This is a genomic window from Actinoallomurus liliacearum (assembly GCF_039542035.1).
Taxonomy (GTDB): domain Bacteria; phylum Actinomycetota; class Actinomycetes; order Streptosporangiales; family Streptosporangiaceae; genus Actinoallomurus; species Actinoallomurus liliacearum.
The window spans coordinates 1-26,604 of sequence record NZ_BAABHJ010000005.1 but is presented as its reverse complement, the minus strand read 5'-3'; the positions used below and the strand labels follow the sequence as shown (position 1 = coordinate 26,604).

Sequence of the window (26,604 nt, the reverse complement as noted above, 5' to 3'; positions counted from 1 at the left end):
GGTCCTGGTCTAGCCGAGCTGGACGGAGCGCTTGGCCATGCCGAGCCAGAAGCCGTCGATGACGCTGCGCTGGGTGTCCAGCTCGGCCTCGCCGGCGCCGAGGGCGACGAACAGCGGCGCGAAGTGCTCCGTGCGCGGGTGCGCGAGCCGGCCGGCCGGCGCCCGGTGCTCGAAGTCGAGCAGCGCGTCGAGGTCGCCGGCCGCGAGCGTCTCCCGTCCCCACGCGTCGAACTCCTTGGACCAGCCGGGCGCGTTCGCGGGGTCCGGGTCCATGCTGAGGGCGCGCAGGTTGTGGGTGAAGAAGCCGCTTCCGACGATCAGCACGCCCTCGTCGCGGAGCGGCGCGAGGCGGCGGCCGAGGGCCAGCAGCCGTTCCGGGTCCAGCGTCGGCATGGAGATCTGCAGGACCGGGACGTCGGCGTCCGGGTACATCTCCACCAGCGGGACGTACGCGCCGTGGTCCAGGCCGCGCTCGGGGTCCTCGTGGACCGGGCCGCCCACGAGCTTGCGGACCTTGTCGGCGAGTTCCGGCGCGCCCGGCGCGGGGTAGGTGACCTGGTAGTAGTGCTCGGGGAAGCCCCAGAAGTCGTACGTCAGCGGCACCGGGCGGGTGGCGCCGATGGCGAGCGGCGCCGACTCCCAGTGCGCCGAGACGACGAGGATCGCCTCGGGGCGCGGCAGGTCGGCTGACCAGGCGGCGAGCTGGCCGGGCCAGATCGCGTCGTCCGCGAGCGGCGGTGCGCCGTGGCTGAGGTAGATCACCGGCATCCGTTCGGACATCGTGACCCTCCAGATGATCGACCAGATGATTGAAAGCTCAACTTACGTCCCCAGCCTACCTGATTTAGTTGAACTCTCAAGTTCTTTCGTCCAAGTGATGGTGAAGAACCCGACAGGGACGGAGCCGTTCCCTGACCTGAGAGGCCGACTTCGCTACCGTCGCGGTCAGCGAACGCGTCACCTGGGACGGAAGGAGCCCGACGTGCGAGTCTTGGTGATCGGTGCCGGCGTCATCGGCGCCGCCGTCGCCGCCGGGCTGACCCGCCGAGGCGCATGGGTGACCGTCCTCGAACAGCGCTTCCCGGGCGCCGGCACCACCGGCACGTCCTTCGCCTGGGTCAACGCCAACGACAAGGACCCCGAGGACTACTTCGCGCTGAACCACACGGCGGTCCACGCCTACCACGCCCTGGGCGGAGACGGCTTCGTCCCCACCGGGCACCTCGAGTGGGCGAACGGCGAGACCCGCCGCCTCGAGCTCAGCGCCCGCGTCGAGCGACTGCGCGACCGCGAGTACGCGGCCGAGCGGATCACCGCCCGGCGCGCCGCCGAGCTCGAACCCGACCTGGCCGCCCAGCCCGACGACACGGACTACGTCTTCTTCCCGGAGGAAGGACACGTGATCCCGGCCGTGCTCCTCGCCCGCCTCCTCGGCGAGGCGCGCGACCGGGGCGCCCGCGTGGAGACCGGCGCCGCCGTCCGCGAGATCACGTCGGGCCGGGGCGGGGTGAGCGTCACGCTGGCCGACGGCGGCGTCCGCGCCGCCGACATCCTGGTCTGCTGCGCCGGCCGGTGGACGGGCGGGCTCGTCGACGTCCCCGTGCTCGACCCACGGGTCTCGGGCACGGTCACGAACGGATTCCTCGTCACGACCACGCCGGTCCCCGCCCGGCTGGGCCGCGTGCTCACGAGCGACCGCCTGAACGTCCGCCCCGACGGCGGCGGCCGCCTGCTCCTCCAGGCGCTCGACCTCGACGAGGCCGCCGACCCCGAGACGCCGCCGCCGGACGACGTCGGCGCGGAGCTGCTCGCCCGGCTGCCCGAGGCCCTGTCCGCGACGGAGGGCGCGCGGGTCGAGCGGACCCGCGTCGGGCAGCGCGCCATGCCCGCCGACCGTCGCACCGTCGCCGGGTTCACGGACTCCGCCGCTCGGGTGTACACCGTCGTGACGCACAGCGGGATCACGCTCGCGCCGCTGCTCGGCGACCTGGTGGCCGGGGAGGTGTACGGCAAGGAGTCGGCGCTGCTCCGGCCGTTCCGCCCGGCGCGGTTCACCGTTCCGGCGCCCGCCCCGGCCGCGGAGCCCGAATGCCCGGCGCGAGACCGGGGATAGCAGCACCCATGGGGCACGCCCGGCTGGAGTTCGCCGCCGAACTCCGTTTCTTCCTCGCACCCGCCGCCCGCGGCGGTACGGTCCTCGCCCCGCTCGACGGAACCTCCTCCCTCGGGCACGTGGTCGAGTCCGCCGGCGTTCCGCTGCCCGAGGTGGGCGACCTGCTCGTCGCCGACCGGCCGGTGCCGCCGTCGTACCGGCCACGGGACGGGGACGTGATCCAGGTGCGGGCCGTACGCCGCCCGCAGCGCCTGCCCGCGGGGCCGCCCCGCTTCACCCTCGACGTCCACCTCGGGAAGCTGGCCCGGCGGCTGCGGCTCGTCGGGGTGGACACGGACTACCACAACGACATCGACGACGACGCCCTGGTCGAGCTGGCCGGCCGCGAGCACCGGATCCTGCTGACGCAGGACCGCGGCCTGCTCCGCCGCCGGCGGCTGTGGTTCGGGGCGTACGTGCGCGGCGCCCGGCCGGAGGAGCAGTTCCGCGACGTCCTGGACCGGTTCGCGCCGCCGCTCGCCCCGTGGACCCGGTGCACCGCCTGCAACGGTCTGCTGGCGCCGGTCGCCAAGGAGATCATCGAGCACCTCCTCCAGCCCGGCACCCTGCGCAGTTACGACGGCTACGCACAGTGCCAGGAATGCGGCCGCCTCTACTGGAAGGGCGCCCACCACCGCCGGCTGCAGGCGATCGTGGACGCCGCTCTCAGCTCCTCGTGATCAGCCGATGTCGCGGCGGCGGAGGCCCGCGAGACCGGCGGCGGTGACCGCGACCGCGACGGCGGTGAGCGCGAGGATCGGCGTCGCCGTCAGCTCCGCGCCGGGCAGCTTGGGCACGTGCGTGAACGGCGAGAGGTCCATCACCGCCTGGCCGAGCTTGAGGACCGGCCCCAGCTGGCCGAGGAGCAGGAAGACGCCGAGCACGCCCCAGGCGGCCGGCGCGAGCCGGGGCGCCGCGCCGAACAGCAGCACCGCGATCGCGGCCGCCACCCACGCGGCGGGCGCCTGCACCACCGCCGCGCCCAGCAGCCGGGGCACCTGGGTGCCGAGGTCGTGCGTACGCAGCCCGTGGGCCAGCCCCGCCGCCAGGCCGGCGACACCGAGCAGCACGACCGGCCCCGCCGCCGCGAACAGCAGGTGGCCGACCGACCACCGCAGCCTGCGGACCCTCGTCGCCAGGAGCGGTTCGAGGCGCTGCGCGGTCTCCTCGGTGCGCATCCGCAGCACCACCTGCACGGCGTACGCCGCGGCGATCAGCCCGAGGACGCCCATGACCGTGCCGACGTAGGAGTCCTCCAGGCCACGCTGCCCGCCCATCTTGGCGAGCAGGTCCGCCGCGCCGGAGCTGTTCTTGAGCAGGTCCCCGAGGCCCCTGAGGACGGCGCCGATCGCCGCGCCGTACACGACGAACCCGGCCAGCCAGCCGAGCAGCGCGCCCCGGTGCAGCCGCCACGCGAGCGCCAGCGGACTGCGCAGGTACGGGGCCGCGTCGGCCGGGCCCGGCCGGGCCGGCAGCAGACCGGCGCCCAGGTCCCTGCGCTCGACCAGCGCGTACGCCGCGAACACCACCGCGACCGCGACGACCACTCCGAGGCCGATGACCCACCACCGCTCCGCGCCGTAGGGCCGGACCTGCTGCGCCCAGCCGATCGGCGACAGCCACGTCAGCCAGGAGACGCGGCCGGCGTCCCCCACCGCGCGCAGCAGGTAGGCGACGCCGACGACGGCGAGCGCGATGCCGCGCGCCGCCTGGGCCGTCTCGGCGAGCTGGGCGGTCACGCCCGCGACGGCGGTGAAGCACAGGCCCGGGACCGTCCAGGCGAGCCCGGTCGCGAGCGAGCCCGCCACCGGCAGGCCGAAGGCGATCAACGCGATGGTCGAGACGAGGGCGAGCGCGAGGTTCGCGACCACCCCGACGAGCAGGCCGGCGGTCAGCGGCGCCCGGCGGCCGACCGCGCCCGCGCCGACCAGTTCGAGGCGGCCCGCCTCCTCGTCCCCCCGCGTGTGCCTGACCACCAGCAGGACGCTCATCACGCCGACGAGCGCGCCGCCGGTGGCCGCCATCCGCCAGGCGGTGATGCCGCCGACCGAGCCGGCGACGTGGATCCGGCCGTACATGGCGACCGTCGCGCCGTTGCCGTTGATGCCGGAGACGAAGTCGCGCAGCGACGCGGGCGTGTCGTACAGCTTCTTGAAGCCGTACGCGGTGCTCGCCAGGTACGCGACGAGGGCGTAGACCCAGACGGCGAGCATGATGCGGCTGCGCCGCAGACCGAGCTTGAGCAACTGCCCGGTGCCGGCAAGAGCGTTCATCGGGCCATCCCCGCGGGCGCCTCGTCCTCGTAGTGGCGGAGGAACAGCTGCTCCAGGGTCGGCGGAGTGCTCGTGAGGCTGCGGACGCCGGCCCGGGTGAGGTGCTTCAGCACCTCGTCGAGCTTGTCGGTGTCGACCTCGAGCCGGACGCGGGTGCCCTGGACGTCGGGGTCGTGCACGCCGGGCAGGGTCGCCAGCCCGTCGGGCGGGCTCGCCAGCTCGGCCGTGATCGACGTGCGGGTCAGGTGCCGCAGCTCGGCGAGCGTGCCGCTCTCGACGGTGCGGCCCCGGCGGATGATGCTCACCCGGTCGCAGAGCGCCTCGACCTCGGACAGGATGTGGCTGGACAGCAGCACCGTACGGCCGCGCTCGCGCTCCTCCTCGACGCACCGCTGGAAGACCTCCTCCATGAGCGGGTCGAGGCCGGAGGTCGGCTCGTCGAGGATCAGGAGCTCGACGTCGGAGGCGAAGGCCGCGACGAGGGCGACCTTCTGCCGGTTGCCCTTGGAGTACGCCCGGCCCTTCTTCTTCGGGTCCAGCTCGAACCGCTCCAGCAGCTCGGCCTTGCGGTCCGGGTCGTGGCCGCCGCGCAGCCGGCCGAGCAGGTCGATGACCTCGCCGCCGGTGAGGTTCGGCCAGAGGACCACGTCGCCGGGGACGTACGCGAGCCGGCGGTGCAGCTCGGTGACGTCGCGCCACGGGTCACCGCCCAGCAGCCGCGCGGTCCCCGCGTCGGCCCGCAGGAGGCCGAGCAGGACGCGGATGGTCGTCGACTTGCCCGCGCCGTTCGGGCCCAGGAAGCCGTGCACCTCGCCGGAACGGACGGTCAGGTCGAGGCCGTCCAGCGCACGCGTCCGGCCGAAGGTCTTCACGAGGCCGGACACGGATATCGCGTCTGTCATACCTTCAGAACGTACACTATTTTCACAAAATCGTGAATAGAGTGAACCTTCGATAAACTGGCCGTGGACTGAGAGGAGCGTGAGCGCGTGGCCGAGCGGGACCCCGAAACCGTGCGCCGGTTCGTCGAGCGGTTCGCCTCGGACCTGGTGGAGGCGGGTGTGCCGCGCATGCCCGCGCGCGTCTTCGCGGCCCTACTCGGCTCGGACTCCGGTCGCCTCACCGCCGCCGAGCTCTCCGAAACGCTTCAGGTGAGCCCCGCGGCGATCTCGGGCGCGGTGCGCTACCTCTCCCAGGTCCACATGATCCGGCGGGAGCGCGAGCCGGGATCCCGCCGCGACGTCTACGTCTCGGACGCCGACATCTGGTTCGAGGCGATCCTCAACCGCGATCGGATCATCCCCCGCTGGCAGAAGAGCATCCGCGAGGGCGTCGAGGCGCTGGGCCCCGACACCCCCGCCGGCGAACGACTCGCCGAGACGCTGGCGTTCTTCGACTACATCCACGAGGAGCTCCCGCGGTTCCTCGCCGAGTGGCAGAAGCGCAAGGCCGAGATGCGGGCCGCCCGCGAGAGCTGATCAGCAGGTGGAGATGGGGCCGCCGTTCACGTCGCGGGCCTCGTCGTTGCCCCAGCGGGACAGGTAGTAGGCCGAGACGTACGCGCCCCGGCCGTTCTTGCCGGGGTACGTACGGTCGAGGTCGGTGCGCAGCCACCAGTGGTTGTACTGCCCGCCGCTGCCGACCTGCGCGCCCCACACCTTGCAGTAGACGTAGTTGTTCCCCTTGTTCAGCACGCCCTGGGCGTCGCCGGTGTTCGGCTCCCGGTAGCCGACGGCGTCGGCGAAGGTGTTCACCCAGTACTTCACCTGGCCGGGCTGTCCCCCGCCGCCACCGCTGCCGTTGACCCGGACGGCGCCGGCGTAGTCGCCGCCGAGGCGGACCGGCGTCATCCGGACGTGCGTCCCGGACTGAAAGGCCTCGACCATCTGGCCGGCCCCGACATAGATGGCGACGTGGTGCACCCAGCCGCGCCCCCAGAACAGCAGGTCGCCGGGGAGAAGGGGGCCGGCGCCCTGCGCAGGGGAGAATCGCGCGACGGCCTGCCCGGTATGGAATTGATTGTCGGCGGTGCCGTTGAGAATATCGCGGCCGGTCGCCCGGTAATAGGCGTATCGCACCAATCCCGAGCAGTCGAATCCGAGCTTTTTCCCGTCGTCCTTGCTGGCCGGATCCTGCCCGTCGTAATGGCCGTACGTCGCGCCGGGAACGGGACCGTGGCCGCCGCCCCAGCTGTACCAGACACCGAGCTGCGAGCACGCCGCCCGCACCGCCTGCTGCGCCACCGGGGACGCCCCCGGCTGCAGCACGTCGCACCCGGCCACGGCCCGTACGGCCGGGCGGACCGCCGCCCCGGCCGCCGGCCCGGTGGTCGCCGCGACCCCGACGACGATTCCCGCCATTCCGACGAACCCGGCGATATTCCGAATGGACATCTGAGCGCCCCGCTTTCCCGTCGCTGATTCTCCGCTCGCGCTCATTCCCACTGGTCGAATCAGCGAATCCAGAATCGGCGGCTCCCGCGAGCACCATTCCAGGATTGGTCAGCGGGGGGTGAGGAGGCAGAACTCGTTGCCTTCGGGGTCGACGAGGACCCTCCAGTGGAGGTCCGACTGGTCGATGTCGGGGTCGGTGGCGCCCAGGGTGCGCAGGCGGGCCTCCTCCCCCACCATGTCGTCGCCGGGGTAGGGACAGATGTCGAGGTGGACGCGGTTCCACACGGTCTTGGGCTCGGGGGTGCGGACGAACTCCAGGTAGGGGCCGACGGCCTTGGCGGAGCGCATGACCGCGTGGTCGTCGGTGACCTCGTGCAGGGTCCAGTCCATCGCCTCGCCCCAGAAGCGGGCCATGGCGCGCGGGTCGGCGCAGTCGACGACCACCGCGGCGATCGGGCCGGTGTCCTGGTAGATCGGCCGGGGTTCCAGGACGCAGAACTCGTTGCCCTCCGGGTCGGCCAGGACCGTCCAGGGGACGTCGCCCTGGCCCACGTCGGCGAGAGTCGCGCCGAGCTCCTTGAGGCGCGCGACCAGCTCCGCCCGGTGGGCGGCCGAGGTGGTGGCCAGATCGACGTGCACCCGATTCTTGACCGTCTTGGGTTCCGGGCGGGTGATGAGGTCGATGCAGACGGCGGAGGGGTCGGGGTAGGCGAAGCCGACGGGTGTGAGGCCGGTGAAGCCGGGCTCCTCGCTGTCGACGGCCCAGCCGAGCGCCTCCGCCCAGAACCGGCCGAGCGCGGGGGCGTCATGGGCCTTCATATTGATCTGCACCAGTCTCGTCGCCATGCCGGAGATCGTAGAGGCCGCCGTCAAGCTCCGCTGCCGGAAGCGGTGACCGTCGAAGGCGGCGGGGTCAGGCGCCGCTCATGGTGGTGCGTTTCTGGCGCAGGTCGTACTCCAGGGCGCGGGCGATCGGCCAGAGCGGGTCGGCGAGCTCCTCCAGGCGTTTGCGGTGCTCGCGCCGCTCGCGGCGGCTCAGCACGGTCGACAGCTCGCCGCGGGCGGCCAGTACGAGGGCGGCCGTCATGCGGTCGTCGGGCTGCGCGGCGGGCCGCAGCACGGCCTTGACCTCCGCCGCGTACCGCTTGACCGGACGGCGTTCGCGCAGGCGGACCCGGTCGGGCAGGATCCGGCGCCGCTCGACCTTGATCCAGCGCTCCTTCTCCAGTTGGTCGCGCACCTCGCGGACGATGTGGCGCTCGTCGGCGCGGACCCAGCGCCGCCAGGACCGGGGCCGGGCGTCGGCGATCTGACGCAGCACGGCGTCGAGGACCGGATCGCCCGTCGGCCGGGCCGCGGTGACCTTGACCTTGCCGTCCTCGTCGGCCAGCCGGCGCTCGAGGTAGAGGTCGGCCAGGGCGGCGGCGCGCAGCACGAGGCCGAGCTGGGTGCGCCCGGTCACCCGCTCCTTGTCCAGGTCGTAGGCGAGCAGGTAGAGGCGAGCGGGCAACGATCGGGGCAGGTTCATGAGACCTCCTTCGTCGGCCTCATGACCAAATGCTCTGCTCATTGATTCCCTCGCTTCGTTCGGTCATGGTTCCTCCTCCTTCGGAGGCCGTCCTGGTCTTCGCATGCGGGTGGCGTCACGTGGCATCCGCCCAGCGTCGGTGAGCGCCCGGCGCAGCAGGAACTCGATCTGCGCGTTGGTGCTGCGCAGCTCGTCGGCCGCCCACCGGGCCAGGGCCTCGTGGACGGCCGGGTCGAGCCGCAGCAGGACCTTCTTGCGCTCCGTCACTGGTACAGGGACCCCGTGTTGACGACGGGCTGGGCGTCGCGGTCGCCGCAGAGGACGACGAGCAGGTTGCTGACCATGGCGGCCTTGCGCTCCTCGTCCAGGTCGACCACGTCGTGCTCGGCGAGCTGGTTGAGCGCGGTCTCGACCATGCCGACCGCGCCGTCGACGATGCGCTGCCGGGCGGCGACGACGGCCCCGGCCTGCTGGCGGCGCAGCATCGCCTGGGCGATCTCGGGGGCGTACGACAGGCGGGTGATGCGCGACTCGATGACCCGTACGCCCGCCGACTCGACGCGTGCGGCGATCTCCTCGGACAGCCTGCCGGTGATCTCGTCGGCGTTCTCGCGGAGGGACAGCCGCTCGTCGCCGTGCGCGTCGTACGGGTAGATCCCCGCGATGTGACGGACGGCGGTCTCGGTCTGGATCGCGACGAACTCCTCGAAGTCGTCGACCTCGAACACCGCCTTGGCGGTGTCCTCGACCTTCCAGACGACGACGGCGGAGATCTCGATGGGGTTGCCCTCGGCGTCGTTGACCTTGGTCCGATCGGTCTCGTGGTTGCGGATCCGGGTGGAGATCTTCCGCCGGGTGGTCAGCGGGTTGACCCAGCGCAGGCCGTCCGTGCGGATCGTCCCGACGTACCGGCCGAGCAGCTGCACGACGCGGGCCTCACCCGGCGCGACGGCGGTCAGCCCGACGGACACGAAGGCCGCGGCGACGATGAGGACGATCGCCAGCGCGATCAAGACGGGCTGGCGGGTGAACAACAGGGCGACGGCGGCGGCCGGCGCCACGATGACCGCCCCCAGCATGGGCCAGCCCGAAACTCCGGCGGCGGTCCGCTCGCCGACCTTGGGCCTCGGCATCTCGACCTCGGTCACAGCTCCTCCAACGTGCTAACTACGGTGTAGCAAAGTGATATCACTTTAAGCCGGACGAGCCCCCAGGCGCAAGGCGCGGTCCCGTGATTTGGCGGGGACGGGCAGTATTGACCTGTGCGCCTCATCGACCGTCTGCCCAAGGGGTCCGACCCCGACGCCGTGTTCGAAGCCTTCAGCGAGTGGGTGACCGAGCGCGGGATCACGCTCTACCCCGCGCAGGAGGAGGCGCTCATCGAGATCGTCTCGGGCGCGAACGTCATCCTGAACACCCCCACCGGCTCCGGAAAGAGCCTGGTCGCGGCCGGGGCGCACTTCGCCGCGCTCGCCCAGGACAAGGTCACCTTCTACACCGCGCCCATCAAGGCCCTGGTGTCGGAGAAGTTCTTCGACCTGATCGACATGTTCGGCAGCGAGAACGTCGGCATGATGACCGGCGACGCGAGCGTCAACGCCGACGCGCCCATCGTCTGCTGCACCGCCGAGGTGCTGGCCAGCATCGCGCTGCGCGAGGGCGCCGCCGCCGACATCGGCCAGGTCGTCATGGACGAATTCCACTTCTACGCCGAGCCCGACCGCGGCTGGGCCTGGCAGATCCCGCTGCTGGAGCTGCCGCAGGCGCAGTTCCTGCTGATGTCGGCGACGCTCGGCGACGTGTCACGGTTCGAGGAGGACCTCACCCGGCGCACCGGCCGTCCCACGGCCGTCGTGACCTCGGCGCAGCGGCCCGTGCCGCTGAAGTACGAGTACCGCGTGACGCCGCTGCACGAGACGATCGAGGAGCTGCTGCAGGACCAGAAGGCCCCGATCTACGTCGTGCACTTCACGCAGGCCGCGGCCGCCGAGCGCGCGCAGGCGCTGATGAGCATCAACGTCTCCACCAAGGCCGAGAAGGAGGAGATCGCCAAGCTGATCGGCGACTTCCGCTTCACGACGAAGTTCGGCCAGACGCTGTCCCGGCTCGTCCGGCACGGGATCGGCATCCACCACGCCGGGATGCTGCCGAAGTACCGCCGCCTGGTCGAGCGCCTGGCGCAGGCCGGGCTGCTCAAGGTCATCTGTGGCACCGACACCCTCGGCGTCGGGGTCAACGTCCCGATCCGCACAGTCCTGTTCACCGCGCTGAGCAAGTACGACGGCAGCCGGGTGCGGCGGTTGCGGGCCCGGGAGTTCCACCAGATCGCCGGGCGGGCGGGCCGCGCCGGGTTCGACGTCGTCGGGTACGTCGTGGCGCAGGCCCCCGAGCACGTCGTGGAGAACGAGAAGGCCCTCGCCAAGGCCGGCGACGACCCGAAGAAGCGCCGCAAGGTCGTGCGCAAGAAGGCGCCGGACGGCTTCGTCGGCTGGGACGAAGGGGTCTTCGACAAGCTCATCGCCGCCGACCCCGAACCGCTGCAGTCGCGGTTCCAGGTCAGCCACGCGATGCTGCTCAGCGTCATCGGCCGGCCGGGCAACGCGTTCCAGGCGATGAAGAAGCTGCTCACCGACAACCACGAGGACCGAGCGAAGCAGCGCCGCCACATCTCCCAGGCGATCGCGATCTACCGCAGCCTGCTGGCCGGCGGCGTCGTCGAGCAGCTCGAGGAGCCGGACGAGGAGGGCCGGTACGCCCGCCTCACCGTCGACCTGCAGGAGGACTTCGCGCTCAACCAGCCGCTGTCGACGTTCGCGCTGGCCGCGATGGAGCTGCTCGACCCGTCCTCCCCGTCGTACGCCCTGGACGTGCTGTCGGTCATCGAGTCGATCCTGGAGAACCCGCGCCAGATCCTGGCCGCCCAGGAGAACAAGGCCAAGGGCGAGGCCGTCGCGCAGATGAAGGCGGACGGCGTCGAGTACGAGGAGCGGATGGAGCTCCTCCAGAACATCACCTATCCCAAGCCGCTGGAGGAGACCCTGGGCGGCGCGTACGAGATCTACCGGCGCGGGCACCCGTGGGTGGCGGACTACCCGCTGGAGCCCAAGTCGGTCGTACGGGACATGTACGAGCAGGCGATGACGTTCACCGAGTACGTCGCCTACTACCAGCTCGCCCGCACCGAGGGCATCGTGCTGCGCTACCTCGCCAGCGCGTACAAGGCCCTGCAGCAGACCGTCCCCGACTCGGTGAAGACCGAGGACCTGCAGGACCTGATCGAGTGGCTGGGCGAGCTGGTCCGCCAGGTCGACTCCAGCCTCCTCGACGAGTGGGAGCAGCTCCAGCACCCCGAGACCGCCGAGGAGCACACCCGGATCGAGGAGACGCCCACCGTCGTCACCGCCAACGAGCGGGCGTTCCGGGTGCTGGTCCGCAACGCCATGTTCCGCCGCGTCGAACTCGCCGCCCTCGAGCGGTACCACGATCTCGGCGAGCTGGACGGCGAGGACGGCTGGGACGCCGACCGGTGGGCCGACGCCCTCGACGCCTACTTCGAGGAGCACGACGAGATCCGGACCGGGCCGGACGCGCGCGGGCCGAAGCTCCTGCAGATCGAGCGCGAGACGGACCTGTGGCGGGTCCGGCAGGTCTTCGACGACCCGGCCGGCCACCACGACTGGGGCATCAGCGCCGAGGTCGACCTGCGCGCCTCCGACGAGGCCGGCCGCGCGGTCGTCCACGTCACCGCCGTCGACCGCCTCTGAGCCGAGGGCGCTAGACGGCGGACGCCACCTCCTCGACGGGGCGTTCGGACGCGTGCGGCCGTTCCAGGGACACGAGGAAGTCGTGCGCCCACCGGTCGACGTCGTACTCGATGACCCGCTTGCGCAGGGCTCGCATTCGGCGGTGCTGCTCGGCCGGGCTCGCCTTCATGGCGTCCAGCAGCGTCTGCTTCATGCCGTCGATGTCGTACGGGTTGACGAGGAAGGCGCGCTTCATCTCCTCGGCCGCCCCGGCGAACTCGCTGAGCACCAGGCTGCCGCGCAGGTCCGCGCGGCAGGCGATGTACTCCTTGGCCACGAGGTTCATGCCGTCGCGCAGCGGCGTCACGACCATCACGTCGGCGGCGAGGAAGAGGGCCGCCAACTCGTCGCGCGTGTACGACGTGTGCAGGTAGTTGATGACCGGTGCGCCGAGCTCGGAGTAGAGGCCGTTGGCCCGGCCGACGAACAGCTCGATGTCGTCGCGCAGCAGGCGGTACTGCTCGACGCGTTCCCGGCTCGGCGTGGCGATCTGCACGAACACCGCGTCGCCGCTCTTCAGCCGGCCGTCGCGGAACAGCTCACTGAACGCCTGCAGCCGCTGGCGGATGCCCTTGGTGTAGTCGAGACGGTCGACGCCGAGCAGGATCGTGCCGGGGTTGCCGAGGTCCTCGCGGATCTCCGCGGCCCGCTGCCGCACCTCGGGCCGGCCGATCAGGTCGATCAGCTCCTTGACGTCCACCGAGATCGGGAACGCCTCCGCCCGTACGACCCGGTCCTCGACGCGGATCTCGTTCCGATGGGTCTTCGCGCCCACCAGGCGTCTGCAGAGCCGGGAGAAGTTGGCGGCGGCGTCGGCGGTCTGAAAGCCGACCAGGTCCGCGCCGAGCAGGCCCTCGAGGATCTGCTTGCGCCAGGGGAGCTGGACGAACAGCTCCATCGGCGGGAACGGGATGTGCAGGAAGAAACCGATGCGCAGGTCGGGGCGCAGCTCCCGGAGCATCTTCGGCACGAGCTGGAGCTGGTAGTCCTGCACCCAGACGATGGCGCCCTCGGCGGCGACCTCCGCGGCCGCCTCCGCGAACCGCCGGTTGACCCGGACGTACGCGTCCCACAGGGTCCGCTTGTAGACCGGGGTGGCGACGACGTCGTGGTACAGGGGCCAGAGTGTGGCGTTGGAGAACCCCTCGTAGTACCGCTCGACCTCCTCCGCGGACAGGCGAATGGGGACGAGGTCCAGACCCTCGGCGCTGAACGGCTCCAGGTCCTCGTCCGGCGCGCCGACCCAGCCGACCCACGCGCCGCCACGTCGCTGCATGACGGGGACGATCGCGGTGACCAGGCCGCCGGGACTTCGCCGCCAGGACGCTTCGCCGTCCTCATCGACCACCCGGTCGACGGGCAGCCGGTTGGCGACGACGACGAACTCGTTCTTCGTGGATTTTGACATGCTGGAAGTTGACACGTTAGAGGCTGACACGTTCCCCTCCTCCCCAAATTTGACTGTTTCATCCAGTTCCGTCGGATTTCGGGATCGTCGTCACATCGAACGACCCCCGCGAAGAACGTTCACCCTCGCGGCGGAGCCAGAATCAGCCTGCGGTGTGAGGACGCGAAGCCGTCCTGGAGAGACCATTAAGCCCACGGTCAAGATTCCCCCTCACGAGGTAGTGATGTGAGCAATGTCGGCGGGCTTCGCACCGGCCACGGCGCCGGACGCCCCCGCCCCGCCTGGATCACGGGCACGGTCGCGGAGGCGCATCGGCTGACGGCCGAGCCGCTGGCGCGGCTGCGCCGTGGCCGGCTGCCGCTGGCGTTCGGCTCGGCCGCGGCGGTGCTCGTCCTCTGGTCGCTGCACTTCTCCGCCCTGGGCACCTACGTCCTCCGGCTGATCAGTGACGTCTCCGCCTCCACTCCGTTCTACCTCGTCATCGTCCGGCTACCCGCCTCGATGTACGCGCCGGCGCCGAACCTTCCGGTCTGGGGCTCGCTGCTGCAGGTGTTCGCGGTCTTCGGGATCGCCGAGGCGTGCGTCGGCCGACGCCGTACGCTGACGGTCGCGCTGACCGCCACCTTCCTGTGCACGCTCAGCGGCCGGATCATGTGCTACCTCGGACCGGGCACCGTCGTCGGCCTGCCGTGGATCTCCCGGTACGTCTCCGACACCGGCCCGTCGGCGGCGGTCGTCGCCCTCGTCGCGTACGTCTGCTGCGTCCGCCGCGCGCCGCGGGCGCTGACCGTGCTGCTCACCTCGATGGTCACCGAGGTCACCCTGCTGCCGAACCTCGCCGGCCGCGAGCACGTCGTCGCCATCGCCCTCGGCATCATCGCGGCCCTCTCGGTGCCCGCCGCCAGGCGGCTCCGCCGGGCGTCACGAGGCGCCCTATCCCCGGACTCAGGGATCGTCACGGATGATCACGCTGTCCTACCATGAGGCGGCTGCCGGCGACGTCCTGGAGGGTCCGCGTGCGTGTCCATCATTTGAACTGCGGCACGATGCGGCCGTTCGGCGGGCGGCTCCTCAACGAGAGCGGTGACCGGACGACGGCGCGGTGGGTCTGCCACTGCCTGCTGATCGAGACCGACGAGGGCCTCGTGCTCGTCGACACGGGGATCGGGACGCAGGCCGTCGCCCGGCCGAAGGAGATCCTCGGCCGGCCGTTCGTCGCGATGAGCCGGCCGCGGCTCGACGTCGCGGAGACCGCCGTCCGGCAGATCGCGGCGCTCGGCCACACGGCCGCCGACGTACGCCACATCGTGCTGACCCACCTCGACGTCGACCACACGGCCGGGCTGATCGACTTCCCGGAGGCCGAGGTCCACGTGTACGCCGCCGAACTGGACGCCGCGCGGCGGCCGGTGACCTGGTTCGAGCGCGAGCGCTACCGGCCCGTGGTGTGGTCGCACCGGCCGCGCTGGGTCGAGCACCAGGACGGCGGCGACCGCTGGCACGGGTTCGAGTCCGTACGCGGCCTGCCCGGCGGGCTGCTGCTCGTCCCGCTGGTCGGGCACACCCGCGGCCACGCCGGCGTCGCGGTCGACACCGGCGACGGCTGGATTCTGCACGCCGGGGACGCCTACTTCCACCACGACCAGGTCGAGTCGGGCGGCTGCCCGCCGGGCATGCGGCTCTTCCAGACGTTCGTCCAGGCGGACCGTACGACACGGCTGCACAACGTCGACCGGCTCCGGGAGCTGGCCCGGAGCGGTGACGTCACGATGTTCTCCGCACACGACCCCGTCGAGCTGGATCGACGGATGGCGGCGGCTCAGGAGCCGTCGCGCAGCTCCATCAGGCGCCTCGGCTCGTAGGCGATCGCGTCGAAGGCCGCGGTGCAGCCGACCCCCGTGGGCGACTGCGCCGAGAAGCCGTACGACGGGGTCGTCCGCTCCGACGCGTACAGCGCGAAGTGGCGGATGAGCCGCCAGTACACCCCGTCGGTGGAGGCGTGGAACGCGTACGCGGTGCCGACCCGCGCCACCCGCAACCAGACGTGCCCGTCGTCGACGACGAAGGAGTTGCAGTCGTCGGAGGTGCCGCGCGTCACCACGGACACCACCGTGGGCTCACGCTGCGGGGACAGCTCGAAGGCCAGCTTGGCCCAGGCGCGGTCGTTGAGCCACACGAGCAGCGCGCCCGCGTCGAACGTCGACTCGAAGCCGACCTGGACGCGGGCGCTGAGCAGGAAGTCACCCTCCGCGCAGGCGAGAAGGTGCGGCGCGTTCATCTTCACGGCCGTACGCTCTGGGTCGATGAACAGGTCCGTGTCCGGGCCGGCGGAGATCTCCAGTCCGTCGTCCGTCATCCGGTAGGAACTGGCCGGCTCTCCATCCCACCGCAACGACACGGGGATGCGGGGGATGCCGAGCTGCCCGACTGCTTGCGCCACACCGTCTCCTTCAGATTCGCGAGCCGCCGTCTTTTGGAGCGATCCCAAACAGACGGTAGGCCGCGACCGGAGGTTCGTACAGAGCCCGTCGAGCGCTCATTTCTTCAGCGTGTAGCGGCACTGGGCGACCGTGCCGGTCTTCTTGACGACGACCTTCCCGTCGACCGTGATGCTGCAGGTCACCTTCTCCGAGCCCGAGCTGGCGAGGACGGCCAGCAGGTGACCGGCCGGCACCTCGTCGGTCTTCTTCCACGGCAGCTTCACGTTGGTGGCGTTGCCGCTGGTCTTCGCGTTGTAGAGGATCCCGGGCAGTTCCCCGGTGCCGAGCACCTCCAGGACGACCGCGTGAGTGCCGCCGGCGGGCTTGGACGTCGGTTCCTCCGAGGTCTTCCCGGTGCCGGTGTCCGCCGTGTCGGTCGGCTTGGCCGAAGCGGTCTTCGCGTCGTCGCCCTTCGACCCGCCGCCGCAGGCGGTGGCCGACGCGAGCATCCCGGCAACGGTGCACATGATCAGTATTCGCCGCATCCGCCGAAGATTAGTGGCAACCGCGGGTTAATGGACCTTTACCCGATGGGGTCACAGGCGGCGTCGGCCCGCGACCGGATCGGCTTCACGGCGGTCTCGGTGAGCCGGTTGAACCGGGCCAGCATCGTGGCCAGGACGCGGACGTCCTCCACCGGCCAGGCCGCGAGGAGCCGGTGGAAGGTGTCCTGGCGCGAAGCGCTGACGGCGTCCATCCGCCGGCGCCCCTCAGGGGTGAGGTCGAACAGGTGCGCCCGCCGGTCCCCCGGGTCGGGCCGCCGCTCGATCAGGCCGAGTTCCTCCAGCACCTTGAGCTGGCGGCTCATGGTGGCCTTGCCGACCTTGAAGTACTCCGCGAGGTCGCTGGGGCGGGCCGGAGCGCACTCACGCAGGCCCGCGAGCAGCCCGTACGCGGCGGCGTCCAGGTCCGGGTGGATCTCCCGCATGAACTCGTTCGACAGCGCTCGCGCGCGGCGCATCAGCACGCCGAGCTCGTGCTCGAGCGCGTGGTACGCCTGGTCCTTTCCGGCGCTGATCGCGACTGGTGCTTCGGTCATCGCTCGCTTTCCTCGTGCCCCGGCGGTCCCCGTCGTGCCGTCTGTTCCAGGATGACAGGTCGGAACGATGACCGGGCCGGGGCGGGCCGACCCGGTCATCGTGGTCAGTTGGTGGCGTGGCCGAGCCATACGTCGTGTTCGTCCACGTCGTGACCGTTCAGGCTGACCGAGCTCGCCGCCGGCGCGTACCCGGTCGCGGTGACGGTGTACTGCCCGCCGGTCAGGTCGGCGAAGGAGTAGCGCCCGTCCGGGCCGGTCGTGGTGACGGCGACGACGTTGCCGGCCGCGTCGAGCAGGGTGACGCGGGCGTCCTCGAGCGGGCCGCGACCGCGCGCCTGGACGGTGCCCGCGATGCGGACGCCCGGCTGCAGTTCGACGTCCTGCCGGGTCACCTTCGTCCCGCCGTCGCCGCCGACCTCGGTGAGCACCGCGGCCGGGCGGTGCCCGTCGGCGCTGACCGCGACGGTGTACGTCCCGGCGACGACCTGGTTGAAGGAGTAGCCGCCCGCGGCGTCGGTCACGCCGCTCGCGACGACCTCGCCGCGGACGTCGGTCACGACGACCATCGCGCCGCCGATCGGCGAGCCGTTCGTGTCGTGCACGGTCCCTGTGAGCCCGCCGTTGCCGGCGAGGACCAGGTCGTAGTCGAGCGGCTGGTCGCCGGTCACCAGGGTGGCGGCCTGCGGGTCGTGGTCACCGGCCGCCGCGATCAGCACGTACGTGCCGCTGCCGGGGGTGCCGACCTCGTACCGGCCGTCCGGCCGCGCCGTCGCACGGCCGATCTGGCGGCCGCGCACGTCGATCAGCGTGATCGCGGCGTGCGGCACCGGGTTGCCCTCGGGGCTCCGGATGAAGCCGCGGATCACACCGCCGCCGGTCGGCGTGCTCCCGTTGGAAGCGGCCGTCACGTCGGCCAGGGTCGCCATCGGCGCGGCCGAGGCGGTCGTGCCGTACTGCGCCGCGGCCGACTCGGCGACGGCCGGGGCCGCGCCGGGCTGGGTGGTGAAGGGACGGGTCGTGCCGTTCGCCACCGCCGCGGTCGCGGCGGCCGGCTGCCAGTCCTCACGCCGGGCGTGCTGGCCGCGCGGGGCGGCCGGGGCGGGCTCGGGCTTCTGCTCCTCGGTGCGCGAGGTGCGCAGCGGCACCTCCTTGATGAACAGGATGGCGAGCAGCGCGACGAACGCGCAGGGGGCGGCGAACATGAACACGTCGCCGATGCCGTGGCCGAAGGACGCCTCGACGACCGCGCGGACCGGGGCGGGCAGCGCGGACAGGTTGGGGATGGCCTCGCCGCCGCTGGACGCGGCCTGGTGGATGCCGAGACGGGCCAGGCCGTCCGTCGTGTAGTGGGTGACCCGGTTGGACAGCAGCGCGCCGAGCGCCGAGACGCCGACCGCACCGCCGAGCGTACGGAACAGCGAGACGGAGGAGCTGGCCGCGCCCATCTGCTCGAGGCGCACCTGGTTCTGCACGGCGAGGACGGTGTTCTGCATCGTCGTGCCGAGGCCGACGCCGATGAAGAACATGAAGATCGAGACTTCCCAGTACGCCGTGTCGTGGCGCAGCACGCTCATGAGGCCGTACCCGGCGGTCATGAGGATGCCGCCGGCGATCATGAAGCCCTTGTACCGGCCGGTGCGGGTGATGATCCGGCCGCTGATGGTCGACGCCAGGGCCAGACCCGCGATCATCGGCAGGGTCATGAGGCCGGCCTTCGTCGGCGAGTCGCCACGGGCGAGCTGGAAGTACTGGCTGAGGAAGGTGGTCGCGCCGAACATCGCGACACCGATGAACAGGCTCGCCACCACCGCCAGGCTCATGGTGGGGTTGCGGAACAGCGGCAGCGGCACGATCGGCTCGGCGGCCATGTTCTCGGCGACCACGAAGATCACGGCGAGGACCAGGGCGCCGCCGACCATGACGGCGGTCTGCCAGGACAGCCAGTCGTACTTGGTCCCGGCGAAGGAGACCCAGATCAGCAGGAGGGACACGGCGGCGGCGAGCAGTGTGGCGCCGAGCCAGTCGACCTTGACCTTCCGCTTGGTGGTCGGCAGGTGCAGGGTCTTCTGCAGGACGATGAGGGCGAGGACCGCGAACGGCACGCCGACGTAGAAGCACCAGCGCCAGCCCAGCCAGGACGTGTCGACGATGACGCCGCCGATCAGCGGGCCGCCGATCGTGGCCAGCGCGAACACCGCGCCCATGTAGCCGGAGTAACGGCCGCGCTCACGCGGCGCGATCATGACCGCCATGATCGTCTGGGCCAGGGCGGTCAGGCCGCCGGCGCCGAGACCCTGCACCACGCGGGCGGCGATGAGCATCCCGGAGTTCTGCGACAGGCCGGCGATCGCCGACCCGATGACGTACACCAGCAGGCCGAGCTGGATGAGCAGCTTCTTGCTCATCAGGTCCGCGAGCTTGCCCCAGATGGGGGTGGAGATCGTGGTCGCGAGCAGGGTGGCGGTGATCACCCAGGTGTAGGCGGTCTGGCTCGCGTGCAGGTCGGCGGTGATCGTCGGAAGCGCGTTCGACACGACGGTCGACGACAGGATCGCGACGAACAGGCCGAGCAACAGACCGGACAGCGCTTCCATGATCTGCCGATGCGACATCGGGGCGTCCGATCCGTGGCCGGTCACCCGCGCCTCGGCCGGTGCTGCGGTTGTCATCAAATTCCTTTCGCCCCCACCTACGGGTGTGGGGGTCGTTCGTACGGCGACCGCGCGATCGCGTCCGCGCGGGAGATCGTGGGGTCTCACCACCGCCGGTCAGGGCCTCGGTGCGCCGCCGGTCGGGAGGGGAGGTAGGGCATCATTTGCTTGCCTGAAGCAACTATAAACCCACTTGGTTGCCCTAAGCAACCTAATACCCGCGATGGCACGAAAAAAGGGCCGACCGGGCCGGGTGGCCGGTCGACCCTCGGGTCGTCGAAGCGGAAGGTCAGCCGCAGGTGGACGGGGACGTGTAGCTGTAGGAGCCGTAGGTGCCGCCGTAGACCATGCATCCGCCCTGCGGATCCGCCTTCAGCGGTCCGGCGTAGTACTTGAACGCCGCGGGGCCGTCGGTCTGCGTGCTCCCGCCCACGATCTGCAGGCGGGCCGAGATCTTGACGGAGTTGCCGACGTACGCCCCCTGCTTGAGCGTCACCACGCAGTTGGTCGGCCCGTTGTTGAGGAAGTAGACGCGCGCCTCACCGGCCTTGCCCAGCGGCTGCGACTCGATCACCTGGAAGCCGGACCCGCAGATCTGCTCCGGCGTGTACGGCTGCGCCAGGGTCTGCGCCTGCGCCGCGCTGGCCACGACCGCCGAGGCCGTCAGGGCCACGCCGATCCCCAGCCCCGCCGCGGCGATCCTCTTCATCCCGTCCATACCGCTCCCATCCACACCGACTCGTCGCCGAACGGACCGGATGCCCCGATCCTTCATGATCAACAATAGGCCCGATGATCATGTCTCCGGGGGAAGCGGAACCGAACGGCCGGTGGCCTCAGAGGGGCTCGCCGGCGAGACCGGCGAGCGAGAGCCGCTGCGTCAGCCAGAGGTGGAACGACCCGGCCAGCCCGAGCCAGATGGTCGCCGACGCGGCGAACTGCTCACGGGTCACGCCGCCGTCGGTGCGCATCATCGCCTCACTGACGATGATCACACTGCCGTCGTCGTCGGTGGCGGTATAGCCCTTCAGCCCCGTGGTGTCGCGATTCCACTCGTCGAGGACCGCGCAGAGCGTCGGCTTGTCCTCAACGCTGAAGAAGTGGTCGTAGATCGTGCGGGCGGAGAAGACCTCGTCCTCGTCATGGATGGTGAAGAAGAGGCTGAAGCAGGGCCAGCGCGTGCCCAGGCGGCCCCGGGTGTCCCGGAACGAGCTCACCTCCAGCTGGTCCAGCACCTCCTCCAGGAGCTCGACATCGGGCCGGACCACACACGGGTGGGAGCCACTGGAGGACGGGGTACTCGGAGGTTCGGCTTCCATGCGTGACTCCATTCTCGCGGACAGTAGTCAGATTCTGCCGCACCAACGCCTTTCAGTACGCGTTACCGGAACTTTGAGTGATGGACCCCACGACCGCCCGGCGGGGCCGCCCCTCGCCGCGGCCCGCCGGGAGGCGCTCAGTGCTGGTTCGGGGCCATGCAGAGCACGTAGCCGTCCTTGCTGGTGCCCTTCCAGAAACGGACGGTCGCGGTCGGGAACTGGCCGCAGATCCCCTTGCCGTTGCCGGAGAGGTTCTCCTTGATGTCCAGGCTGATCTTCGACACGTGCTCGACCTTGCCGACGACCTTGTAGCCGGCGTTCGCGTCCGTGCAGCCGACCTTCTTGATCTTGTCGTCGCGGCTCTGGGTCGCCCCGCTCGTCACCCGCTCGACGCAGTCCCCGACGGCCACGTCGTCGCTGTGCGACGACAGCCGGCTGACCACGATCAACCCGATCAGGAGGACGAGCGCGATCGGCACGACCAGCAGCGCGCGCTTCCGGCGCTGGGCGGGCGTCGGCCCGCCGAACGGCGGCGCACCGTACGGGCCGGGCTGGTACGGGCCTGACGGCGGGTACGGAGCCTGCGCTCCGGGCTGCCCATACGGGGCCTGCGCTCCCGGTTGCCCGTACGGCGCCTGCGCTCCGGGCTGCCCGTACGGCGCCTGCGCTCCCGGCTGGCCGTACGGGGCCTGCGGGCCGGCCATTCCGGGGCCGGGAGGTGGAGGCTGCGTCCCGTACGGCGCGGGCCCCGGTCCGTGCGCTCCGGGCGGCGGCACCGGGCTGGACGGCTGCCAGTTGGGCGAGGGCGGCTGGCCGTACGGTTCGGACATGGGTTCCTCCTGGTCGGCGCGTCGGGAGGCCGCCGACCGCCGGCCCTCCCGAGATACCGCCCCGGCCGCGCTCGCCGCGCGAGCCGCACCGGGACCGACCGGGATTCTCCCATGATCCGACCTTCGATGGATCTTTGTCGGGGGGAACACGAACGCCCTTGCCGACGGCGGCTCACGCCGGCCGGCCTGACCGAGTCACCGTCGCGAACCCGATACCGAACGCGTAAGACGTCGCATTACCTGTCGCGTAATCGCCGAGCGTCGCGGCGACCAGCAGACTGACGTCGTCAACGAAAGCGGATCCCGTTCCGCGAGCAAGGGACCTGGAGGAATCATGGCCGGATACGCCATCGGACACCTGCACGACGTCGGCCCGGGGATCGTCGAGTACCTCGAGCGGATCGACGCGACCCTGGAGCCGTACGGCGGGCGGTTCATCATCCACGGCGCCAAGCCCGACGTACGGGAGGGCGACTGGTCGGGCGACCTCATCGTCATCGAGTTCCCCGACCTGCAGGCGGCCCAGGCCTGGTACGGCTCCGCCGCCTACCGCGAGATCATCCCGCTGCGCGCGGACAACTCCCGAGGCGTCATCCTGCTCATCGACGGAGTCGACCGCGACCACCGCGCCACCGACGTCCTAGCCTGATCGACTTCCCGACAGGTCAGGTTGAGCAGGCGGCCGGCGGCAACCCGCAACTCCCCGACAACTCCGGCCTCATCAGCGCGGGCAAGGAACTCGAGCAGTCCTGCGGCCGACCGCCTCGTATCCCCGACACCACAACGCGCCGGCGAGCGACCACCCCGCTCATCGACGCGTTCGCCCTGGTCCGGATGGGTATGGGCGGCTTATGGCCAGGGTCGAGTCCGTGTGGGAGCGGCGGCGGCTGTTGCGGCTGTCCGCGGTGACGGCGGGGGGTGTGCTGGTCTCGGCGGGCGGCGCTCATACGGCGGCGGTCGCGGCTCCCGCGGAGGAGGTGCCGCCGACCGAGGACCTCATGCGCGAGCACGGTGTCCTGAAGCGGATCCTGCTGATCTACCAGGAGGCGGAGCGGCGGCTGCGCGCCGGGACGCGTCTCCCACCGGAGGCACTGCACGACTCCGCCGACATCATCCGTACGTTCATCGAGCAGTACCACGAGCACCTCGAGGAGAGGTTCGTCTTCCCGCGCCTGCGGAAGGCCGGGAGGCTGGTCGGCACGGTGAGCGTGCTGACGACCCAGCACGACAAGGGCCGGATCCTCACCCGGCGGATCCTGGCCGGCGCCACCGCCCAGGGCCTGACGGACGCGCGTACCCGCGACCGGGTCATCGACGCCATGAGGTCCTTCGACCGGATGTACTCGCCGCACGAGGCCCGCGAGGACACGGTGGTGTTCCCGACGTTCCGCGACATCATGCCGGCCCGGGAGTTCGCCGAGATGGGCGAGCGATTCGAGGACGAGGAGCACCGCCGCTTCGGCGCCGCGGGCTTCACCGGGGTCGTCGACCGCGTCGCCGGGATCGAGAAGGAGCTGGGCATCTACGACCTGTCCCGATTCACGCCGCGCGTCTGACGCCGGGCGAGCGCGGGTTCAGCCGCCCGGACAGGGCGAGATGCCCGGCGAGTAGCCGCTGGCGTCGACGCGCGGCGTGGTCATGTACCAGTCGTAGACCCAGGTGCCGTCGGCGAGCCGGTCCCAGGTGGTGAAGTGCCGCCCGTACTGCCAGCGGTCGTCCTCCTTGACCCAGTCGCCGTGGTTGGTCTGGCAGACGACGTGCAGGGTGGTGCCGTTCGGCACGTAGTGGAGGACGTGGTTCACGTGCGGTTCGGTCTGGACCGCCAGGCCGTCGCTGTCCGCGCCGGTCACCTTGTACGGGTGCGACGTGCCGTCGGCCCTTCCGGTCGTGGGACGAGTCCGGCCGCTGTCCGTACGGCCGGTCCGGGGCGCCGACGGCGAGGCGCTCGCCGGGTCGGTCGGCGCGGTGACGGGCGGCAGGACGGGCGGCAGGACGGGCGAGCCGCTGGCGCTGGGATCGGGGCTCGCGGACGGGCTCGCCGAGGCCGGCGCGCCGCCGCCGGCCGCCGCTAGCCGGGCCGGAGCGGGCGAGGAGACACCCGGCCGGACGATCGCCGTCTTCGAGGCCGGCCGCGTCAGCAGCACGGCAGCGCTCGTACCGACGGCGACCAGGAGGGCGAGGCCCGCGAGGTAGACGGCGGCGTGCCCGGCGATCGATGCCCGGACGCGGCTGAGGATCGAGTCCTCGACCACGTCGGCGTCGATGATGTCGGCGGCGGCGACGGAGCCCGCGCCGGCCGGTGCGGCGACGCTCGCCGGCCGCCGCAGGGCCGGTAGCGACGTCTCCTCGCCGTCCGCGGAGTCCGACGCGTCGCCGGGTTCGCCGACCGGTGACCGGTCGCCGGCCGGGAGCAGGGCCGTTCCGGGCCGGGCCGCCGCCTCCAGTTCTTCGAGCGCCTCGACGCGGCGGGCGCGCCACTTGTTCAGGTCTCCGCCGCAGACGCTCACGTACGCGTCCAGCACCCGCTCGGACGGTATCTGCCGGCCCGCGGCCGCTTCGGCCAGCGCGCTCTTCGACGCCTGGCAGCGACGCGCCATTTTCCAGTACGGCAGGTTCCCCGCCTGTTCGCGGAGCGCCCGTAGTTCGAGCGCGAACCGGGCCGCCGGACCGGCGTTCGGACTCACCTTCCTGGGCGGGCGGCCCATACGACCGATCCCCTTTCCGTACTGGTCACCCGGGATTCGGACGATCCCGGCGGCATCCCTTGGACGACCGGGCAGCCGTGTTGTCCGCAGAAAGCGGTAAATGGACAACTACGCATCTAAACATGTTCCGTCACGCCATTCCATAAGCAGCCGATTCCCTCGTGCTCACCGCTGCGCCATGACGGAAATGACGAAGAACACAGCCGTCTGCCGCGCTTCGGTGCCTGACCATCGGGATCGCCGCCACGATCACGGTCGCTCTCACGGCCGGGTGGATCGCCGGCGCCACGGCGCACGCCACCGACCGCCCGGCGGCGCACGACGTCGACGACCCGGTCCACGACCGCGGCGGGGCCGACGGCGACAACGACCACCCGTGGGACGGATTCTTCCGCCGACTGGCGCGTGACCTACCCGGACGACTTCCTTCACATCAACGACAGGTCGTGGCCGCCGTGCGGCCCGCCACCGGCGGGCCGCCGGAAGGAGGCGCCGTCGCCGTACGGCAGGCGTATCCGCAGGGTCTGGCCACCGCGGACCGGCTGCGCCTCCCAGGAGGGAAGGCGCCGGGCCAGTTCCGCGCGCAGGTGGTCGTGGCGGACCCGGCGCTCGGCGGCCCGGCGCCGGACCACCGTGTCCAGGTGGGGCAGCAGTTCGGCGGCGAGCTGCGCGGGGAGGCGGTGCTCGCGCACGGCCGCCTCGAGGCCGTCGAGCCCGGGCGGCAGGGTACGGGGCACGGCCGCCTCGTCGCGGAGCGCCTCAAACGCGCCGGGGTACGTGGGGGCCTCGACGAGGACGCGGTCGCCGGGCCGTACGAACGCGCGGGCGAGCAGGGACAGCGCCTGCTGGCCGCCGTTGGTGACCAGGATCTGTTCCGGCTCCGTGGACGCCCCGCGCCGCGCGTACCGTTCGGCGACGGCCCGCCGGAGTCCCAGGTTCCCCGCCGGGTGGTAGCCGATGTCGCCGCTGATCTCCGCGAGCGCGGGGGCGATCCCTCCGTACGCCGCCGCGAGTTCTGGTAGTGGGGAGTCCGGTGCGGCGCAGGCCAGCAGGATCACGCCGTCCCGCGGCTCCAGCAGGTGCAGGAAGACCGGCGCGCCGGTCGTGCCGGGCGGCGCCGACGGGGCGAATCCGGCGACGCGGGTGCCGCTCCCCTGCCGCCGTACGATCCGCCCTTCCGTCCGCAGCAGCTCGTACGCCGCGACGACCGTGTTCCGACCCACCGCGAGCGCGGCCGCGAAGGCGCGCTCGGGCGGCAACCGGGTGTCGGACGGCAGTTCGCCGTCGTCGATCAGCCGGCGCAGCCGGGCCGCGAGGAGTACGTACAGCGGCCCGCGCCCGGCCGACCAGCGCCCCAGCCGTTCGACCAGCTCATCTGGCTCCATCTCAGCGCCAATTGTCCCGGATTGGCGCTGTGGCCGGGTCCCGTACGGCTGAAGGATGGGAGGCATGACAACGCAGAACGAGACGAGCCCGGTGTCGATCGACGAGGTCATCGCCGGCCTGCCGGGCCCCTACCAGCCGCAGGACCTGGTGACGGCGAACGACGCCGTGGTGCGCGTAGCCCGGTTCGAGGGCGAGTTCCCCTGGCACCAGCACGACGAGGACGAACTGTTCCTGTGCTGGGACGGCAGCTTCCGCATCGAGGTGGAGGGGCGGGAGCCGGTCACCCTCACGCGGGGTGACTTGTTCGTCGTACCGAGGGGTGTCCGCCATCGCCCCGTCGCCGACCGGCCCGCACACGGCCTGATGCTCGAGCGCCCCGAGACCAAGCAGTACGGAAACTAGTCCTCCGCAGAGCGAGGAGGTCGCCGATACGGCCCGACCGGCCGCGCCGGGGACAGGATGGGCAACCCGTACGAGTCACCTACCTGGGGGCCCTGTCCCTCGGTGGTGTCTACCCAGGCGGGAAATCGTCCCGCCTGGGTAGACACCACGAAACGCCTGCCTGATCTGCCGTTAAACGCAGGAAAGCCCGCCAGAGCAATTCTGGCGGGCTTTCCTGATCTATGTAAGTGTCCGG

Annotated in this window: 27 protein-coding genes; 9 read left to right on the top strand and 18 right to left on the bottom strand. The window is 71.4% G+C overall.

The window, feature by feature from the left end:
• Nucleotides 1-9: 9 nt before the first annotated feature.
• Complete coding sequence (locus ABD978_RS07795; protein WP_345350705.1) at nucleotides 10-780, bottom strand: dioxygenase family protein; 771 nt, start codon at nucleotides 778-780, stop codon at nucleotides 10-12.
• Nucleotides 781-982: 202 nt separating this feature from the next.
• Here ABD978_RS07795 and ABD978_RS07790 point away from each other — a divergent pair, with 202 nt between their 5' ends.
• Both ABD978_RS07790 and ABD978_RS07785 read left to right on the top strand, forming a co-directional pair.
• On the top strand, nucleotides 983-2,113 hold the full coding sequence (locus ABD978_RS07790; RefSeq protein ID WP_345350702.1) for an NAD(P)/FAD-dependent oxidoreductase: 1,131 nt from the start codon (nucleotides 983-985) through the stop codon (nucleotides 2,111-2,113).
• Between the two features lie 8 nt (nucleotides 2,114-2,121).
• The gene (locus tag ABD978_RS07785) at nucleotides 2,122-2,832 is read left to right on the top strand and encodes a Mut7-C RNAse domain-containing protein (protein WP_345350699.1); all 711 of its coding nucleotides are present in this window, start codon (nucleotides 2,122-2,124) and stop codon (nucleotides 2,830-2,832) included.
• Here the strand turns inward: ABD978_RS07785 and ABD978_RS07780 are convergent, their stop codons facing one another.
• Nucleotides 2,833-4,425 carry an ABC transporter permease gene (locus ABD978_RS07780; RefSeq protein ID WP_345350696.1) on the bottom strand — a complete coding sequence of 531 codons (1,593 nt, stop codon included), beginning with the start codon at nucleotides 4,423-4,425 and terminating at the stop codon, nucleotides 2,833-2,835.
• The gene (locus ABD978_RS07775; protein WP_345350693.1) at nucleotides 4,422-5,327 is read right to left on the bottom strand and encodes an ABC transporter ATP-binding protein; all 906 of its coding nucleotides are present in this window, start codon (nucleotides 5,325-5,327) and stop codon (nucleotides 4,422-4,424) included. The genes ABD978_RS07780 and ABD978_RS07775 overlap by 4 nt, the downstream gene beginning before the upstream one ends.
• 87 nt (nucleotides 5,328-5,414) lie before the next feature.
• Here ABD978_RS07775 and ABD978_RS07770 point away from each other — a divergent pair, with 87 nt between their 5' ends.
• Complete coding sequence (locus ABD978_RS07770; protein WP_345350690.1) at nucleotides 5,415-5,903, top strand: GbsR/MarR family transcriptional regulator; 489 nt, start codon at nucleotides 5,415-5,417, stop codon at nucleotides 5,901-5,903.
• On the opposite strand, the gene ABD978_RS07765 is transcribed toward ABD978_RS07770, so the two are convergent.
• The 5 genes from ABD978_RS07765 to ABD978_RS07745 all read right to left on the bottom strand — a co-directional run bounded on the left by ABD978_RS07765 (nucleotide 5,904) and on the right by ABD978_RS07745 (nucleotide 9,479).
• Entirely contained in the window at nucleotides 5,904-6,818 is a 915-nt protein-coding gene (locus ABD978_RS07765; RefSeq protein ID WP_345350687.1) for a C40 family peptidase, read from the bottom strand.
• A gap of 108 nt (nucleotides 6,819-6,926) precedes the next feature.
• Entirely contained in the window at nucleotides 6,927-7,664 is a 738-nt protein-coding gene (locus tag ABD978_RS07760; RefSeq protein ID WP_345350684.1) for a VOC family protein, read from the bottom strand.
• Between the two features lie 67 nt (nucleotides 7,665-7,731).
• On the bottom strand, nucleotides 7,732-8,346 hold the full coding sequence (locus ABD978_RS07755; RefSeq protein WP_345350681.1) for a GOLPH3/VPS74 family protein: 615 nt from the start codon (nucleotides 8,344-8,346) through the stop codon (nucleotides 7,732-7,734).
• 63 nt (nucleotides 8,347-8,409) lie between these two features.
• A complete protein-coding gene (locus tag ABD978_RS07750) occupies nucleotides 8,410-8,613 on the bottom strand; it encodes a type II toxin-antitoxin system antitoxin (RefSeq protein WP_345350678.1) in 204 nt (67 codons plus the stop codon).
• A complete protein-coding gene (locus ABD978_RS07745) occupies nucleotides 8,610-9,479 on the bottom strand; it encodes an SPFH domain-containing protein (protein ID WP_345353651.1) in 870 nt (289 codons plus the stop codon). The genes ABD978_RS07750 and ABD978_RS07745 overlap by 4 nt, the downstream gene beginning before the upstream one ends.
• A 129-nt stretch (nucleotides 9,480-9,608) precedes the next feature.
• On the opposite strand from ABD978_RS07745, the gene ABD978_RS07740 reads away from it, so the two are divergent.
• Nucleotides 9,609-12,110 carry a DEAD/DEAH box helicase gene (locus ABD978_RS07740; protein WP_345350675.1) on the top strand — a complete coding sequence of 834 codons (2,502 nt, stop codon included), beginning with the start codon at nucleotides 9,609-9,611 and terminating at the stop codon, nucleotides 12,108-12,110.
• Nucleotides 12,111-12,120: 10 nt separating this feature from the next.
• Here ABD978_RS07740 and ABD978_RS07735 read toward each other — a convergent pair whose 3' ends face one another.
• The gene (locus ABD978_RS07735; RefSeq protein WP_345350672.1) at nucleotides 12,121-13,557 is read right to left on the bottom strand and encodes an alpha,alpha-trehalose-phosphate synthase (UDP-forming); all 1,437 of its coding nucleotides are present in this window, start codon (nucleotides 13,555-13,557) and stop codon (nucleotides 12,121-12,123) included.
• A gap of 225 nt (nucleotides 13,558-13,782) precedes the next feature.
• On the opposite strand from ABD978_RS07735, the gene ABD978_RS07730 reads away from it, so the two are divergent.
• A complete protein-coding gene (locus ABD978_RS07730) occupies nucleotides 13,783-14,541 on the top strand; it encodes a hypothetical protein (RefSeq protein ID WP_345350669.1) in 759 nt (252 codons plus the stop codon).
• A 32-nt stretch (nucleotides 14,542-14,573) separates the two neighbouring features.
• Nucleotides 14,574-15,419, top strand: coding sequence for an MBL fold metallo-hydrolase (locus ABD978_RS07725; RefSeq protein WP_345350666.1), 846 nt, complete (start codon nucleotides 14,574-14,576; stop codon nucleotides 15,417-15,419).
• Here ABD978_RS07725 and ABD978_RS07720 read toward each other — a convergent pair.
• The 7 genes from ABD978_RS07720 to ABD978_RS07690 form a co-directional block, all read right to left on the bottom strand.
• Nucleotides 15,377-15,997 carry a DUF1349 domain-containing protein gene (locus ABD978_RS07720; RefSeq protein WP_345350663.1) on the bottom strand — a complete coding sequence of 207 codons (621 nt, stop codon included), beginning with the start codon at nucleotides 15,995-15,997 and terminating at the stop codon, nucleotides 15,377-15,379. The two genes, ABD978_RS07725 and ABD978_RS07720, sit on opposite strands and share 43 nt — an antisense overlap.
• Before the next feature lie 96 nt (nucleotides 15,998-16,093).
• Nucleotides 16,094-16,522, bottom strand: coding sequence for a hypothetical protein (locus tag ABD978_RS07715; RefSeq protein ID WP_345350660.1), 429 nt, complete (start codon nucleotides 16,520-16,522; stop codon nucleotides 16,094-16,096).
• Between the two features lie 38 nt (nucleotides 16,523-16,560).
• Nucleotides 16,561-17,076, bottom strand: coding sequence for a MarR family winged helix-turn-helix transcriptional regulator (locus ABD978_RS07710; RefSeq protein ID WP_345350657.1), 516 nt, complete (start codon nucleotides 17,074-17,076; stop codon nucleotides 16,561-16,563).
• Nucleotides 17,077-17,180: 104 nt separating this feature from the next.
• Complete coding sequence (locus tag ABD978_RS07705; RefSeq protein WP_345350654.1) at nucleotides 17,181-19,745, bottom strand: MFS transporter; 2,565 nt, start codon at nucleotides 19,743-19,745, stop codon at nucleotides 17,181-17,183.
• Between the two features lie 271 nt (nucleotides 19,746-20,016).
• Complete coding sequence (locus ABD978_RS07700) at nucleotides 20,017-20,436, bottom strand: hypothetical protein (RefSeq protein ID WP_345350651.1); 420 nt, start codon at nucleotides 20,434-20,436, stop codon at nucleotides 20,017-20,019.
• 127 nt (nucleotides 20,437-20,563) lie between these two features.
• Nucleotides 20,564-21,046 carry a YbjN domain-containing protein gene (locus ABD978_RS07695; protein ID WP_345350648.1) on the bottom strand — a complete coding sequence of 161 codons (483 nt, stop codon included), beginning with the start codon at nucleotides 21,044-21,046 and terminating at the stop codon, nucleotides 20,564-20,566.
• A gap of 137 nt (nucleotides 21,047-21,183) precedes the next feature.
• On the bottom strand, nucleotides 21,184-21,876 hold the full coding sequence (locus tag ABD978_RS07690; protein ID WP_345350645.1) for an LppU/SCO3897 family protein: 693 nt from the start codon (nucleotides 21,874-21,876) through the stop codon (nucleotides 21,184-21,186).
• A gap of 334 nt (nucleotides 21,877-22,210) precedes the next feature.
• On the opposite strand from ABD978_RS07690, the gene ABD978_RS07685 reads away from it, so the two are divergent.
• Both ABD978_RS07685 and ABD978_RS07680 read left to right on the top strand, forming a co-directional pair.
• On the top strand, nucleotides 22,211-22,525 hold the full coding sequence (locus ABD978_RS07685; protein WP_345350642.1) for a DUF1330 domain-containing protein: 315 nt from the start codon (nucleotides 22,211-22,213) through the stop codon (nucleotides 22,523-22,525).
• A gap of 202 nt (nucleotides 22,526-22,727) precedes the next feature.
• Complete coding sequence (locus ABD978_RS07680; RefSeq protein ID WP_345350639.1) at nucleotides 22,728-23,432, top strand: hemerythrin domain-containing protein; 705 nt, start codon at nucleotides 22,728-22,730, stop codon at nucleotides 23,430-23,432.
• A gap of 18 nt (nucleotides 23,433-23,450) precedes the next feature.
• Here the strand turns inward: ABD978_RS07680 and ABD978_RS07675 are convergent, their stop codons facing one another.
• Both ABD978_RS07675 and ABD978_RS07670 read right to left on the bottom strand, forming a co-directional pair.
• Entirely contained in the window at nucleotides 23,451-24,560 is a 1,110-nt protein-coding gene (locus tag ABD978_RS07675; protein WP_345350636.1) for a helix-turn-helix domain-containing protein, read from the bottom strand.
• Between the two features lie 449 nt (nucleotides 24,561-25,009).
• Nucleotides 25,010-25,966, bottom strand: coding sequence for an aminotransferase class I/II-fold pyridoxal phosphate-dependent enzyme (locus tag ABD978_RS07670; protein WP_345350633.1), 957 nt, complete (start codon nucleotides 25,964-25,966; stop codon nucleotides 25,010-25,012).
• A 64-nt stretch (nucleotides 25,967-26,030) separates the two neighbouring features.
• On the opposite strand from ABD978_RS07670, the gene ABD978_RS07665 reads away from it, so the two are divergent.
• Nucleotides 26,031-26,369, top strand: a complete 339-nt coding sequence (locus ABD978_RS07665) for a cupin domain-containing protein (RefSeq protein WP_345350630.1) — start codon at nucleotides 26,031-26,033, stop codon at nucleotides 26,367-26,369.
• Nucleotides 26,370-26,604 lie beyond the last annotated feature (235 nt).

Bases quoted from the DNA above. Each gene is read 5' to 3' on its own strand.
- ABD978_RS07795 (WP_345350705.1), bottom strand. From the start codon at position 780: ATGTCCGAACGGATGCCGGTGATCTACCTCAGCCACGGCGCACCGCCG.
- ABD978_RS07785 (WP_345350699.1), top strand. From the start codon at position 2,122: ATGGGGCACGCCCGGCTGGAGTTCGCCGCCGAACTCCGTTTCTTCCTC.
- ABD978_RS07780 (WP_345350696.1), bottom strand. From the start codon at position 4,425: ATGAACGCTCTTGCCGGCACCGGGCAGTTGCTCAAGCTCGGTCTGCGG.
- ABD978_RS07775 (WP_345350693.1), bottom strand. From the start codon at position 5,327: ATGACAGACGCGATATCCGTGTCCGGCCTCGTGAAGACCTTCGGCCGG.
- ABD978_RS07765 (WP_345350687.1), bottom strand. From the start codon at position 6,818: ATGTCCATTCGGAATATCGCCGGGTTCGTCGGAATGGCGGGAATCGTC.
- ABD978_RS07760 (WP_345350684.1), bottom strand. From the start codon at position 7,664: ATGGCGACGAGACTGGTGCAGATCAATATGAAGGCCCATGACGCCCCC.
- ABD978_RS07755 (WP_345350681.1), bottom strand. From the start codon at position 8,346: ATGAACCTGCCCCGATCGTTGCCCGCTCGCCTCTACCTGCTCGCCTAC.
- ABD978_RS07745 (WP_345353651.1), bottom strand. From the start codon at position 9,479: ATGCCGAGGCCCAAGGTCGGCGAGCGGACCGCCGCCGGAGTTTCGGGC.
- ABD978_RS07735 (WP_345350672.1), bottom strand. From the start codon at position 13,557: ATGTCAAAATCCACGAAGAACGAGTTCGTCGTCGTCGCCAACCGGCTG.
- ABD978_RS07715 (WP_345350660.1), bottom strand. From the start codon at position 16,522: ATGCGGCGAATACTGATCATGTGCACCGTTGCCGGGATGCTCGCGTCG.
- ABD978_RS07710 (WP_345350657.1), bottom strand. From the start codon at position 17,076: ATGACCGAAGCACCAGTCGCGATCAGCGCCGGAAAGGACCAGGCGTAC.
- ABD978_RS07705 (WP_345350654.1), bottom strand. From the start codon at position 19,745: ATGACAACCGCAGCACCGGCCGAGGCGCGGGTGACCGGCCACGGATCG.
- ABD978_RS07700 (WP_345350651.1), bottom strand. From the start codon at position 20,436: ATGAAGAGGATCGCCGCGGCGGGGCTGGGGATCGGCGTGGCCCTGACG.
- ABD978_RS07695 (WP_345350648.1), bottom strand. From the start codon at position 21,046: ATGGAAGCCGAACCTCCGAGTACCCCGTCCTCCAGTGGCTCCCACCCG.
- ABD978_RS07690 (WP_345350645.1), bottom strand. From the start codon at position 21,876: ATGTCCGAACCGTACGGCCAGCCGCCCTCGCCCAACTGGCAGCCGTCC.
- ABD978_RS07685 (WP_345350642.1), top strand. From the start codon at position 22,211: ATGGCCGGATACGCCATCGGACACCTGCACGACGTCGGCCCGGGGATC.
- ABD978_RS07680 (WP_345350639.1), top strand. From the start codon at position 22,728: ATGGCCAGGGTCGAGTCCGTGTGGGAGCGGCGGCGGCTGTTGCGGCTG.
- ABD978_RS07670 (WP_345350633.1), bottom strand. From the start codon at position 25,966: ATGGAGCCAGATGAGCTGGTCGAACGGCTGGGGCGCTGGTCGGCCGGG.
- ABD978_RS07665 (WP_345350630.1), top strand. From the start codon at position 26,031: ATGACAACGCAGAACGAGACGAGCCCGGTGTCGATCGACGAGGTCATC.